The 13,510-nt window shown below is 59.3% G+C and carries 9 protein-coding genes; 6 read left to right on the plus strand and 3 right to left on the minus strand.

Going from position 1 to position 13,510, the window contains the following annotated elements; genetic code table 11:
* Positions 1-138: 138 nt before the first annotated feature.
* From K328_RS0113910 to K328_RS0113920, 3 genes are all read left to right on the plus strand, one after another.
* Complete coding sequence (locus tag K328_RS0113910) at positions 139-1,575, plus strand: helix-turn-helix domain-containing protein (protein ID WP_028466493.1); 1,437 nt, start codon at positions 139-141, stop codon at positions 1,573-1,575.
* A 185-nt stretch (positions 1,576-1,760) separates the two neighbouring features.
* Positions 1,761-2,585, plus strand: a complete 825-nt coding sequence (locus K328_RS24085) for a UDP-2,3-diacylglucosamine diphosphatase (protein WP_051284909.1) — start codon at positions 1,761-1,763, stop codon at positions 2,583-2,585.
* A 49-nt stretch (positions 2,586-2,634) separates the two neighbouring features.
* On the plus strand, positions 2,635-3,663 hold the full coding sequence (locus K328_RS0113920; protein ID WP_028466494.1) for a glycosyltransferase family 4 protein: 1,029 nt from the start codon (positions 2,635-2,637) through the stop codon (positions 3,661-3,663).
* Positions 3,664-3,670: 7 nt separating this feature from the next.
* Here K328_RS0113920 and K328_RS0113925 read toward each other — a convergent pair whose 3' ends face one another.
* Positions 3,671-5,206 (minus strand): B12-binding domain-containing radical SAM protein, encoded by a 1,536-nt coding sequence (locus K328_RS0113925; RefSeq protein WP_028466495.1) that lies wholly within the window; start codon positions 5,204-5,206, stop codon positions 3,671-3,673.
* 250 nt (positions 5,207-5,456) lie between these two features.
* On the opposite strand from K328_RS0113925, the gene K328_RS0113930 reads away from it, so the two are divergent.
* Positions 5,457-6,464: a cyclic nucleotide-binding domain-containing protein gene (locus K328_RS0113930; protein WP_028466496.1), complete on the plus strand. Its 1,008-nt coding sequence runs from the start codon at positions 5,457-5,459 to the stop codon at positions 6,462-6,464.
* Positions 6,465-6,473: 9 nt separating this feature from the next.
* Here the strand turns inward: K328_RS0113930 and K328_RS0113935 are convergent, their stop codons facing one another.
* Entirely contained in the window at positions 6,474-7,793 is a 1,320-nt protein-coding gene (locus K328_RS0113935) for a serine hydroxymethyltransferase (RefSeq protein ID WP_028466497.1), read from the minus strand.
* Between the two features lie 214 nt (positions 7,794-8,007).
* Here K328_RS0113935 and K328_RS0113940 point away from each other — a divergent pair, with 214 nt between their 5' ends.
* Positions 8,008-9,123 (plus strand): substrate-binding domain-containing protein, encoded by a 1,116-nt coding sequence (locus K328_RS0113940; RefSeq protein WP_028466498.1) that lies wholly within the window; start codon positions 8,008-8,010, stop codon positions 9,121-9,123.
* A gap of 8 nt (positions 9,124-9,131) precedes the next feature.
* Positions 9,132-11,318, plus strand: coding sequence for an ATP-binding protein (locus K328_RS25885; protein ID WP_051284910.1), 2,187 nt, complete (start codon positions 9,132-9,134; stop codon positions 11,316-11,318).
* An 85-nt stretch (positions 11,319-11,403) separates the two neighbouring features.
* Here the strand turns inward: K328_RS25885 and rpoD are convergent, their stop codons facing one another.
* Positions 11,404-13,500, minus strand: coding sequence for an RNA polymerase sigma factor RpoD (gene rpoD, locus K328_RS0113950; RefSeq protein ID WP_028466499.1), 2,097 nt, complete (start codon positions 13,498-13,500; stop codon positions 11,404-11,406).
* Positions 13,501-13,510: the final 10 nt, after the last annotated feature.

Genomic DNA, 13,510 nt, shown 5'->3' on the forward strand with positions numbered 1-13,510 from the left:
TATTGAAAGTAAAAAAGTAAATCTGTCACACTTGTAAAATTAAATGGGCATGTTTTGAAAATCATGAAAATCATTGTGCAGGCGCGAAAGAGCCATAAGGTGGAAGGACGCCCGCTAATCATAATGAAGGAACAGGGCATGGAGGCGCTTGACCGCAAGGCGATGCTGGGGCCGAAGATCCGCCGTTTCCGGACAGATCTCGGCATGAGCCAGACAGAAATGGCAGGCGAGATCGGTATTTCGCCAAGCTATCTCAACCTGATCGAGCACAATCAGCGGCCGGTCACCGTCCCGCTGTTGTTCAAGCTCGGGCAGGCTTTCGAGCTGGATCTGAAACAGTTCGCCGAGGATGACGACGCCAAGACCGTCGCCGAACTAGCCGAGGTATTCAGCGATCCGCTGTTCCGGGATCAGTCGGTGCGGCCGGTCGAGCTGCAGGAATTCGCAGCCCGCTCACCCAACGCGGCGCAGGCCATGCTGCGGCTCTACCAGGCCTATCGCCAGGTCTGGGAGAATGCCCGGGCGGGCTCGATCGGCACCGGGCGTGACCCGCTTCCCGATCCAGGCCAACCTCTCTCCCCAGTCGAGGCGGTGCGGGATATGCATCAGCGCGAGGCTAACCACTTCCCAGAACTTGAAGAAGCGGCTGAAGCGCTCTGGCTTGAGGCCGGACTGGATCGCAACGATCTGTTCAGCGGGCTGAGCGAACACCTCTCCCAAAAAAACGGCATCGTGGTGAAGGTGATGCCGGTGCATGTCATGACCGACACGCTCAGGCGCTACGATCCGCACGGCCGCCGCATTCTGCTGTCCGAAGCCCTGCTGGCATCGGGGCGCTGCTTCCAGCTCGCCTCCCAGTTCGCCGCGCTCGCTCATCACGATCTGATCGAAAGCATCATCGACCGGCTTGAGCCGACGGATGCGGAAACCCGCAACATGCTCTTCGTCGCCCTCTGCAACTATTTCGCCGGCGCCGTGCTGATGCCGTACGAAACGTTTCGGACCTCGGCGCAGGAATTGCGGCACGATCTCGAACTGCTGCGCCGCCGTTTCGGCGCCAGCTTCGAGCAGGTCTCGCACCGCCTGACCACCCTGCAGCGTCCAGGCGCGCGGGGCATTCCATTCTTCTTCATCCGCGTCGATGCGGCGGGCAATGTCTCCAAGCGCCTCAATGGCGGCGGCTTCCAGTTCGCCCGCTATGGCGGCACCTGCCCACGCTGGGTGGTGCATGAGGCCTTCCGCACGCCGGGACAGGTCCACACTCAGGTCGCCCGGATGCCGGACGAGACCACCTTCTTCACCATCGCCCGCACGCTGGACAGCGCCGGGGGCTGGCACGAGCAATTACAGCCGCAATTCGCCGTCGGCCTCGGCTGCGAGATCAGGGACGCGAAACATCTGGTCTATGCGGACGGGCTGGATCTGCCGAAAGCAACCGGTGCCACTCCGGTCGGCGTCAGCTGCCGGCTGTGCGAACGGCTCGATTGCAGCCAACGCGCCCATCCGCCGTTGAACCGGACGATCCGGGCGGACCAGCACATGAAAAAGGCATCGGCCTTTACCTTCGAAAGCTGACACAAGACGGCGAACGGGGTATGACCGAGCCGCCTTCCGGACCGCTTCAGTGTGACCTAAAACACAACCGGGAACAGATCCGTATCCGGAAAGTGGCTCCGGGACATCAAGGCGAGCTATGGTAGGGGGCAAACAATCATAAACGGCGCAAAGCAGCTTGCGCCCGCCCCTGAACAGGCAGGCATGTGACAGTAGATTCGACACCTTCCCGGCAGCGGAAATTCCGCGCGATCTTCATTTCGGATATCCACTTGGGAACCCGGCATTGCCAGTCTGATTTATTCGTCGAATTCATGAACAAGCATGAAGCGGACCGGATCTATCTGATCGGCGATATCGTGGATGGCTGGCGGCTCAAGAAGTCACGATACTGGCCACAGTCTCATGACGATGCCGTTCAGGTGATCCTGAAAAAAGCGCATCTCGGCGCGAAGATTTCATACATTCCTGGCAACCATGACGAGTTCGTCAGGCGGTACGCCGGCCGCAGGATCAAAGGGGTGGAGATACTCGACCAGACGATCCATACAACAGCGGACGGCCGCCGGTATCTGGTGACCCATGGGGACCAGTACGACGTGGTGATCCAGAACGCCAAATGGCTGGCCTATCTCGGGGACTGCTTCTACGAGTTCGCCCTCTCGACAAACACCTGGCTGAACTGGGTGCGCGGACGCATGGGACTGAAATACTGGTCACTCGGCGCCTTCGCGAAACGTCATGTGAAGAGCTTCGTCAACATCATCGGCAACTTCGAGGCCATTGTTGCGGAAGAGGTCCGGGGCCAGGAGCTCGACGGCGTGATCTGCGGCCATATCCACCATGCGACGAGCCGGGAGACTAATGGCATTCACTACGTCAATACCGGCGATTGGGTCGAAAGCTGCACAGCGGTCGTCGAGCACCATGACGGCACCCTGGAGGTGCTCTACTGGGAAGAGCTGTCGCAGGAACAGGAGCGCTATTCCGGGATCACCCTCGACCCGAAATATGACGAGCAAGCGTCATAAGGCTTTAAGGTAACGCCTCTGTATCCGCGATGTGTTTCAGGATTAAAATATGACATCGATACTCATTGTCACGGATGCGTGGCTCCCGCAGGTCAACGGTGTCGTCCGGTCCCTGCAATGGACGGCACGCGAGCTTGAAAAGATGGGCGTCCGGGTCGAATTCCTGTCACCGCAGGAATTCGTGACGATCCCGTGCCCGACCTATCCCGACATCCGGCTGTCCCTGACGCATCGCCGGGCCGTTCAGCGGCGCATGGCCGCCTATGGATGCGAGCATCTGCATATCGCTACCGAAGGGCCGCTCGGCCTGCTGGCAGCATCCGCCGCGCGCCGCATGGGCATGCCCTACACAACCGGCTATCACACGCGCTTTCCGGAATATGTGGAGGCGCGCTGGCCGCTTCCGGTTTCCTGGTTCTATGCCTGGTTCCGCAGGTTCCACAATTTCGGCAACGGCTGCATGGTCGCCACGGAAACGCTCCGGCAGGATCTTGAGAGTCGTGGCTTCCGAAATCTGAAGATGTGGTCACGCGGGGTGGATGCGGATCTGTTTCGCCCGATGGAAGGCTCCGTGCTGCCGCCGGACCTGCCGCGGCCGATTTTCATCAATGTCGGGCGTGTCTCGGTCGAGAAGAACATCAAGGCCTTCCTGGATCTGGATCTGCCCGGCTCGAAAGTCGTTGTCGGTGACGGCCCGCAACTGGCCAGCCTCCGGAAAGAATATCCGGAGGTCTATTTTACTGGCGCGAAATCTGGTGAGGATCTCGCCAGACATTTCGCCAGTGCCGATGCGTTCGTCTTTCCCTCGCTGACTGACACATTCGGGCTGGTAATCCTTGAAGCCCTGGCCTGCGGTGTTCCGGTTGCCGCCTATCCGGTGATGGGCCCCCGCGATGTCATCGGCGACAGCGGTGCCGGCATTCTCTCCGAAGACCTGCGTCAGGCCGCCCTGGACGCCCTGCAGATCCCGGCGGAACGCTGCCGTGCCTGGGCTCTCAAATACAGCTGGGCAGCCTGCACACGGCAATTTCTCGATAACGCCACAGCGGCGCAAGCGTCACACGAAGCCAGACAATAGAGCGATTTCAGCTCGCCAGCGCGACCGTTGCGGTTTTCGCCCGTGCCGTCAGAAGCTCTTCCGTCAGCCCGCCCTCGGCATCGGTGATCCGCAGCGGCTCGAAGCATTTTTCAAACTTCGACGGCAGCGGGACCAGCGGCTTGTAGGCCGAGCGCAGGCCGTCGCTCATCGCGCAATAGGTCAGCGGCGGTTCTTTGCGCGATTGGCGCATCTGCCGGATATTGCCCAGATTGATCTTGCCGCCGAAACGATGCAGCGGGCGGATCATCGCCAAAGCGGTCTGGTCCCAGTCGAAATGTTTGCGCCAGTGCCAGGCGTGCTTGGCCGCATGGCGGGCCAAAGCGCGTTTGCGGCCCTTGAACTGCATGAGATCGGCGACAAAGGGCACGACTTTCTCAAGCGGCTCCTTCGGCCATTCAACGACTTTCTGTCCATCCATATCGCTGAGCAGGAGGTCTGGCATCAGGCGACCGGCGCTGGCCGCCTCGTCAAAATAAGGCGTTCCCAGAATGGGAATGGTCAGAGACAGCAAACCCGGCAGGGGAATGGTTGGATCATTCAGGACCGCGTTTAGCTGATTGTCCACGTCGGCGATCGTCTGCTGGGAGAAATCGGCAATCATTCCATAATCGAAAAACATGCCGTTCTCGGCGCACAACTTCGTCAATGCCCGCGGGTCCGACGTCATGCTCTGCTTCTTGTTGAAGGATTTCAGAACCTCGGGATCAAGGGATTCCACGCCGGAAAACACAGCCTTGCAGCCGTTCCTGGCCATCAGCGCAACATTCTCCGGGCGTTTGAAGAAGTCCCCGGTGACGAGGGCCCCCCAGCCGCGGAACTGACCTTGCCGCCAACGCTCCCCGATCAGCTCGACGCGCCGCTCGAAGCTCTGCCGGTTGTTGCCATAGAAGTTGTTGTCCAGGACCATGACACCCAGCACGCGTTTCATGGCGTCGAGTTGGTGGGCGATGGATTGCTCCGAATGGGACACGTATTTTCGTTGCTCCCCGGTCAGGGAGCAGAACGAGCAGGCGAAATTGCAGTTCTTCGTCGTCTCCAGATAGCCGAGCCCCATCGAGGGCACGGCGAGATCGAACCGCGGCGCGCCGGTTTCAGAGACATGAGATCTGTCGAACACTTCGGCGATGACCTGTGGCATCTCCTCAACGTCACCCTGGCAGGCATAGTCGAATGCCTCGGCGCAAAGACTGGGCAAGGCGCGGGCAATCGGACCGCCAATGACGGTGACGACGGCTGGATTGGCATTTCTGAAATAGGCGGAAAGCTGATGCGCCCTGTCGAAGGCCGCCGTCAGGCCGGTGAAAATGACCAGGTCCGGCCAGTCGAACAACCGGGTATCCAGAAGCGCGCCGTGGAATACCTCGTCCCAGACACGCACATTGACAAGATCGGCGTTGAAGTAACCGGCCAGATAATACGGCGCCATCGCCCGCGGGATGAACCAGCGCGTCGGCGTCGATGAACGCCACGGATCGAAATAAGCATTGATAATCAGGACGTTCTGTTTGCTTTTCAAACTCATACCCAAAATCTAGACCGAAGCTCCAGAAGCTCGATCATGGCAGCTTATTCAAGTCTTGCGGCTTGGTCTGTGGCATTGTCCAGTTGACAATGGCCGTCACGATGAGCGGATATCCCTCCTCGCTTCACGAATTTGATCAAAGGTCTTCATGGAAGACGCATCCCAGAACATTGCTCAAGCCCTCGGCGCGCATCCTACTTTCGCGAGACTCAGCCCGGAAACCATACAAGCAATAGCCTCGGTTTCAAAAATGACGGAAGCATCGCCCGGCGAGCTGATTGTCCGGGAAGGTGATGAAAAAACGGATCTTTTCCTCTTCGTCTCGGGCTCAGCCAATGTTGTCAGGGAGTCGGGGGACGGAAGCTCTGTCGTTCTCAATGCGATCACTGCCGGGGATTGCATCGGCGAACTGGCGTTTCTGGATGGTGGTCGGCGATCCGCGTCCGTCAGGGCGGAGGTGCCGTGCGTGCTGATCATGATCCCGGCGGACGCGCTGCAAAACATCGCGAATGCACCCGCGATCATCGGCGATCTCAAGGGTGCACTTGCTTCTGTCGTGGTCAGCCGTGCCCGCAGTCTCAGCGATGAAATGCTCGCCTCGCTCCGCAAGCAGCTGGAAATCAAGACGATCCAGAATCAATTCGGATACTTTCTGATCTTCACCATCGCCATCTACATGATCTCGACGACGCTGTTCTATCTGGTCGCCGAAGATTACGTAAAGGACATCTACGACCCGGGCTTTTCCTGGCAGACCGTCGTCTTTCTGGCCATTCCATGCCTGCTGATCATAAGAATGATGCGTATCCCGCTGGCAGATCTGGGCATCAGGCGGGAAGGATTATGGCAATCCCTCCGGGAAACGATCATCCTCTGCGTGCTGATCACCATTCCCGTGGCCATCTACCTGGTCTGGTTCAAGCCGGAGTCGGCAGGGAACGCGCCCGGCGCAAGCGTCGACACGTTTTTCCTCATTCAGTATTTTCTGCACACGGTCGTTCAGGAAGTCGGCTCGCGCGGTCTTCTTCAGGGATTGTTCCAGAAATTTCTCGATGACACCAAAGGCCACCGGGCCGTGTTGTTGACGAGCACGATTTTCGCATCGCTGCACCTGACATTCGGCGTCGATGCCGTCGCCATCACGTTCTTCGCCAGCATCATCTTCGGCTACGTGTATTTGCGGCAGAAGAACCTGCTCGGCGTTACGCTGCTGCACTATTGGCTCGGCGTTCTGGCCGCCATCGCGGTTGCTTTCTAGGCGCTCCGGTCAATCCCGGATGAAGTGAATCCTGTCGAACCGTTTTCGTAGAGCAGCCACCTCCGGCGCCAGCGCCGACGGATCGTTCGCCTTCAGCGCCCGGGCCACATAGCCGGCGATCTCCGGTACGTCCTTAACCCCGACACCCCAGCGGACCAGTTCCGGCACGCCGATACGCAGCCCGTTCAGATCGCCGTCCACCGGATCGATAGGCAGTCCGATTCCGCAGGCAAGAAAGCCCGCTTCGTAGAGTTTCTTCGAAGCCGTCTGGCCGCCGCCGAATGCCGCCGCCTCGACGGCGAACTGGTGCGATCCGGTAAAGCCGCGCTCGGCCGCATGCACCGGCAGGCCGCCATCGGCGAGCGCGGCGGCGAAGGCCTTGCTGACCGCGACCATCTCGGACGCGTAGGCAGCGCCGAACGCGCGCCAGTCGAGCAGGGTGATGGCGAGGGCCGCAGACTTGCCCGCGTCGAAATTCGCCGTCATGCCCGGAAAGGCGATGGCGTCGAACTTTTCGGCAAGCGCGGCGTCATCGGTGACGATCAGCCCGCCGGCCGGACCGCCGAGGCTTTTGTAGGTGCTCATGGTCATGAAATGAGCGCCTTCTTTCAGCGGGTTCGGCCAGGCGCCGCCAGCGATCACGCCGCACTGATGTGCGGCATCGAACATCACCTTGGCGCCGACGCTGTCCGCAATCGCACGTACACCGGCGACGGGATGGGGGAACAGGTTCAGGCTGCCGCCGACGGTGATCAGCTTCGGACGGACCCGGTCGGCCAGCGCTTTAAGCCCGTCCAGATCGATGGTGAAATTGTCCGGGTCGACCGGCGCCTCGTGAACCTTGAGGCCATAGAGACCGGCACAGCCAGCATTCAGATGAGTAACGTGACCACCTATCGACGCCGGCGGCGCTATGATGGCGTCGCCAGGTTTGCAGGTCGCCATGAAGCCGTAGAGATTGGCGATGGCACCAGACGGCACCCGGATCTCGGCGAACCCGGCATCGAAGACTTCCGCCGCCAGCTCTGCGGCAATGACTTCGATTTCCTCAATTGCCTCAAGCCCCATCTCGTACTTGTCGCCGGGATAACCGAGCGACGGCCGGCTACCGAGTCCGGCTCCGAGAGCGGCTTCGGCCCGCGGGTTCATGACGTTGGTTGCAGGGTTCAGGTTGAAGCAGTCGCGCTCGTGGATTTCCCTGTTGCGAGCGATCAGCCTGTCGATCCGCTCAGCAGTGGCGCTCGCGCCTTCAGCGGCCGTCAGCTCCGCCAGCTTCCCGACCTGTGTTTCCGGGCCGTTCGGGACCCAGTTCCGCTTCCGAAGTCTCACGCGGCGCCTCCTTTGCTGCAATGCAGCGATCTTGGCATCTCGCCACCGAGCACGGCAATCGGATTTGCGGCCCAGCAACCAGGAAGTGCTCTCGTGCCTGATCCCAGTAACGCCAAGCTGCATGCAGATCGCGTGAAACGTGCGTTACTCTAAGCACTCGTGTAGAGTAACGTGAAAAGCAGGCTCGTGGACCGGCATCCATAAGGAGCTATGCGTGAGGAAGCTTCTAAGAATCCTGGTCCTGATTGCGACCATTTCCCCAGGTGCCTTTGGCCCAGCGATGGTTTCGGCACAGGGCGATCCACGATTCATCGAACTGGATGCCTTTCTTGCCGCCCATCCGGACGAGCGACGCAAAGCGGCCTCTTTCGAGCGGCTGGTCCACAGGCTTGCAGACCCTCTTGAGAAGCCAATAAAAACTCCGGTCGCGATCCACATCATCTATCCGGGTCTGCAGGAGTCGGATTACTGGCGGCGCAGCGTGAAATCCTTCACCGCCCGCATGGACGAAATCGGCATCCCGCACAAAATCACGGCGCTGTTCACCAAGAGCGGGGAAGACCTTCGCCTGCAGGAACAGTCCATCGGGGAAGTGCTTCGGGAAAAGCCGGATTTCCTTATCTTCACGCTTGATGCCCTGAGACATAAGGGCATGATCTCCAGAGTTCTGGCTTCCGGTCATACGAAAGTGATCCTGCAGAACATCACCACACCACTGATCGATCTCGGCCCGCCACCGCCTCTGCTCTATGTCGGCTTCGATCACGGTGTCGGCTCAAGACTGCTTGCGGACGAGCACATCAAGCGGGCCGGTAAAAACGCGCAGTACGCTATCTTCTACGGGCCCGTAGGCTATGTCAGCGAGATGCGCGGCGGAACTTTCAAACGATACATTTCCTCCAGGACCAATTACCAACTCGCCGCGGAATATTATGTCGGGTTCAACCGGGAGCACGCCCGCAAGGCTGCCCTGGAGCTTTTCAGGGTGAACAAGGATCTCGACTTCGTCTTCGCTGCGTCGACGGACATCGCGCACGGAATTACAGACGCACTGGAAGAACTGGGTCTTCTTGGAACCATTAGGGTGAACGGCTGGGGCGGCGGTAGCAGCGAGCTGGCTGCAATCCGTAACCGCGAGATCGATTTTACGGTGATGCGGATGAATGACGACAATGGCGTCGCGATGGCCGAGGCGATCCGGATGACTCTGGAAGATCGAATACAGGACATCCCTCAGATCTTCTCCGGCGGTTTCTCAATGGTAGATCAAACAATCTCCGACGAAACGCTGGAGACACTGGTCGACCAAGCGTTCCGGCACTCAAGGTAGCGCCGATCTTGACGCGTCACGACTTCCGCTATTCGACGATCATCGCCGCCGCTTCTTTCGGGGCGATGCTGGCTATTTCCGCCATCGTTGTCTGGCTCGGCTTTTGGTTCGCGAGCCAGACACTTGATGCTGAACTGGAGCGACGTCACCAGCATTACCACCGGTTCACGGAACTCCACTTCCGAACCCAGCTCGGACATCTGGAGAATTTTCTCCGTGTTCTGTCCCACAATGGCGTGCTGGTGAGTCGACTGAGAGAAGGAAATTACAGCGCAGTCGAGGAACTTCTCGGCAACGCCTTCTTCGAGCTGGACAGCGGCGTGCTCGATATTCTTTTCGTGGATCCCGGCGGAAACGAACGGATCATCGATGTCAGCTCAAGTCCTTATAACAGCGCCTCAATTGTCCGGGACGCCACGGCATTTCCTCTGTCCGGAGGCCCGCGTTTAATAACGAGCCAAGCGGCTGACGGTACGGTGATTGCCGCCATTGTCAGTGGCCTGCAAATCATCGATCCGACAAGCCGGGCCGTCACAGGAAGACTATTCGGCGGTGTTATCCTGAACGATAACTCGCGCGTCCTGCGCGATCTTCTGAACGACACGGACCTGAAAGCCGTCGCGCTGCTGGTTGACGGCAAGACGGTCTCTGGAATCTCGACCTATGACGAGACCAGTGGGGCGAGGACCGATGGGTCTGAAAGCGGTATTGCCACAACCGGGACAAAAATCACCATCCCTTTTACGGTTACGGCTGATGGCCCGGAGACCGTTATCGAAGCGGTCCGCGCGGCAAGTCCGATCGCAGACCTCCAGGCTACCTATCTCCGCCTGATCCCCATCGTCATCGGTTTGATCATCGTTCTGGCCGCCATGCTCAGCGGGTTCATCAGGCTGGTGACCATGCGCTCGCTTTCCAAGCTGTCGCATTATGCCGACGCCGTCGCGGCCACGATCGAGGGCGGCAGCCATATCCCACATTTCCAATCGGGCCCGATACGCGAATTCAACAGCCTCGGCGATACCATCGAACGGGTGTTCACCGCGTTCAGGGAAAGTGAATATCGCGCGGAATCGGTCATCGATCGGGCACCGGCAGCGATTTTCGCGAAGGATCTGGACGGTCGTTACATCATCGCGAATGCCGAATTCCTGTCCGTATTCGATCTCCGCAAGGATCAAGTGATCGGAGGGTCTAACGAGGAGCTGTTTCCGGATGCATTCGTCCAGGAGATCAAGGCGTTCGAGACTTCGGCAGCGGATCGTGAAGACGGCATGGCTGTCGAACTGACCGCACCGACGGCTCACGGAGAAAGGGCCTTCCTCGGTGTCATATTCCCGCTCCGGGAAGATACCGGGGCTATTTATGCCTATTGCACAATTCTCGCGGATATCACGGAACGCAAGAAGGCCGAGATCGGCCTCCGGCATGCCAAGGAAGAGGCGGAATTCGCCAACTCCGCAAAAACCAGTTTTCTTGCCGGCGTGAGCCACGAACTCCGCACCCCCCTGAACGCGATCATCGGGTTTTCCGAGATGATCGTGAAAGAGGTGCTTGGGAAGATCGAAAACCGGAACTATGTCGAATATGCGGAGCATATCCAATCGAGCGGCACTCACCTCCTGAGCCTGATCGGCGACGTGCTTGATCTCTCGGTCATCGAGGCACGCGGAGAAGCAATGAGCGATGAAGCCCTCGATATCGAACAATTGGGCGATGACTGTGTGCGAATGATTGCTGACCACGCAAGTTCCGCCGGTATCGACATCATCACCGACATCAACCTGCAAGGCCGCGCTCTCAGGGCCGATGCGCGGCGTATACGGCAAATCCTCATCAATCTGCTGACCAACGCGGTTAAATTCACGCCACGGGGCGGGCGTATCGAACTGTCCGGTTGCCTGCAAACTGATGGTCGTGTCCGGCTGACTGTTACCGATACAGGCAGCGGCATGGACGCAGCCACTAAAGCCCATGCCTTCGAGCCTTTCATGCAAGGCAGCTCAAGCATGGTGCGCAATGCTGAAGGAGCGGGCCTCGGGCTGGCTTTGGTCAAAAGACTGTCGGAATTGCACGAAGCGGAACTGGATTGCATCACCGCGCCCGATGAAGGCACGACGATCTCGATCCTCTTCCCGGCAAAGCGATCTGTCGCAGCTCCGCCTTTGGCTTCGGCGCAGGAAGCCGGGCAATGAAAAAGGCGGCGCCTTAACGGCACCGCCTTTTCAAATAACCAATTGATCGCCCGCCCGAAAACAAATTCCGGGCGAGGTCTGGAACTTAGTAGTCCAGGAAGCTCCGGAGTTTCCGGGACCGGCTCGGGTGCTTCAGCTTGCGGAGCGCCTTCGCCTCAATCTGACGAATACGCTCACGGGTCACGCTGAACTGCTGGCCCACTTCCTCAAGCGTATGGTCGGTGTTCATACCGATGCCGAAGCGCATACGCAGCACACGCTCTTCACGCGGGGTCAGGCTGGCGAGCACACGGGTTGTGGTCTCGCGCAGGTTGGCCTGGATCGCCGCATCAAGCGGCTGCACCGCGTTCTTATCCTCGATGAAGTCGCCGAGATGGCTGTCCTCCTCGTCGCCGATCGGCGTCTCGAGGCTGATCGGCTCCTTGGCGATCTTCAGGACCTTGCGGACCTTCTCCAGTGGCATGACCAGCTTCTCGGCCAGTTCTTCCGGGGTCGGCTCGCGGCCGATCTCGTGCAGCATCTGACGCGAAGTGCGGACCAGCTTGTTGATCGTCTCGATCATGTGGACCGGGATACGGATGGTCCGCGCCTGGTCGGCAATCGACCGGGTGATGGCCTGCCGGATCCACCAGGTGGCGTAGGTCGAGAACTTGTAGCCGCGGCGATATTCGAACTTATCCACGGCCTTCATCAGGCCGATATTGCCTTCCTGAATGAGATCCAGGAACTGCAGGCCACGGTTGGTGTATTTCTTGGCGATGGAGATCACGAGACGCAGGTTCGCCTCGACCATTTCCTTCTTCGCCCGGCTTGCCTCGCGCTCGCCCTTCTGTACCGTCTGAACGATCCGGCGGAATTCGCCGATCGGCAGACCTGCATCCTCGGACACAGCGGACATGCCATCGCGCAGCTTGGCAATTTCAAGCTCGTTACGCTCGACAAACTTGGCCCAGCCCTTGCCGGACAGATCGCCAACGCGGTCGGACCAGTCAGGAGCCAGCTCGTTGCCGAAATGCTCTTTCAGGAAAACGGCACGGTCGACCCCAGCCTTTTCCGCCATCTTCAGCATGCGCATATCCATGCCTGTGAGATGACGGTTGAGGCTATAGAGCTGTTCTACAAGCGCCTCGATACGGCCGTTATTGAGCCGCACACCCTCCATCAGATCGACCAGTTCTTCGCGCAGTTTCTCGTAACGGCGCTCGCTCTGGGCGGTCAGTTCCTCACCCTTCTGCAGGCGCTGCAGGCGCTTGTCCTGAACCTTCTTCATCTTGCCGTAGGTCTCGGCAATCTTATCGAAAGTCTCGAGCACCTGAGGCGTCAGCGCCGCTTCCATGGCGGACAGAGACATATTGTTCTCTTCCGCATCATCATCGTCGTCGTCGTCATCAGATGTGTCGCCGGAAGCGCGTTCCTCATCGGACTTGACCACGCCGTCATCAGCCTCGTCTTCCTCGGACTCTGTATCCTCCGACTTGGTATCAGCGGACTTGGTATCGTCTTCGTCGCTCGCGCCGTCTTCAGCTTTTTCGCCGCTGGTGGCAGCGTTGGCATTGATCACAGCGTTGGCGTTAGCGTTGGCGTTCGCAGCATTCTCCTTCGCCTTCGCGCCTTCCGGGGTAGCGCCATAGGTCGCATCAAGATCAATGACGTCGCGCAGGAGAACTTTCTCCTCCTTCAGCGCGTCACGCCACTGGATCAATGCCTTGATGGTCAGCGGGCTCTCACAGATGCCGCCGATCATCATCTCGCGGCCGGCCTCGATCCGCTTGGCGATGGCAATTTCGCCTTCGCGCGACAGCAGCTCGACGCTGCCCATCTCGCGCAGATACATCCGGACCGGATCGTCCGTGCGGCCTACATCGTCATCAGCGACGTTGCCGGCAACCGCCTTCTCGTCTTCGGCCTTGGGCTCCGGGCCGCTGTCTTCCTGTTCCTCGTTCTCGACGACATTCACGCCCATCTCGCTCAGAGCGGACATCACATCCTCAATCTGTTCAGAGGACATCTCCTCCTGGGGCAGTGCCGCGTTCACCTCGTCATAGGTGAGGTAGCCGCGCTCCTTGCCCTTTTTGATCAGGTTTTTGACAGTCTGATTGACATTGTCGATCAGCGGGCCGTCCGCGGTATTCTCTTCGCGGTCCCGGTTCTCGTCTTCGTTCGCCAGCGATTGCTTCGCCATTCGTTCGTCG

The sequence above is a fragment of the Nisaea denitrificans DSM 18348 genome (assembly GCF_000426505.1).
Taxonomy (GTDB): domain Bacteria; phylum Pseudomonadota; class Alphaproteobacteria; order Thalassobaculales; family Thalassobaculaceae; genus Nisaea; species Nisaea denitrificans.

Excerpts from the sequence above, each read along its gene's own strand:
- K328_RS0113910 (WP_028466493.1), top strand. The coding sequence starts at position 139 with ATGGAGGCGCTTGACCGCAAGGCGATGCTGGGGCCGAAGATCCGCCGT.
- K328_RS0113920 (WP_028466494.1), top strand. The coding sequence starts at position 2,635 with ATGACATCGATACTCATTGTCACGGATGCGTGGCTCCCGCAGGTCAAC.
- K328_RS0113925 (WP_028466495.1), bottom strand. The coding sequence starts at position 5,206 with ATGAGTTTGAAAAGCAAACAGAACGTCCTGATTATCAATGCTTATTTC.
- K328_RS0113930 (WP_028466496.1), top strand. The coding sequence starts at position 5,457 with ATGACGGAAGCATCGCCCGGCGAGCTGATTGTCCGGGAAGGTGATGAA.
- rpoD (WP_028466499.1), bottom strand. The coding sequence starts at position 13,500 with ATGGCGAAGCAATCGCTGGCGAACGAAGACGAGAACCGGGACCGCGAA.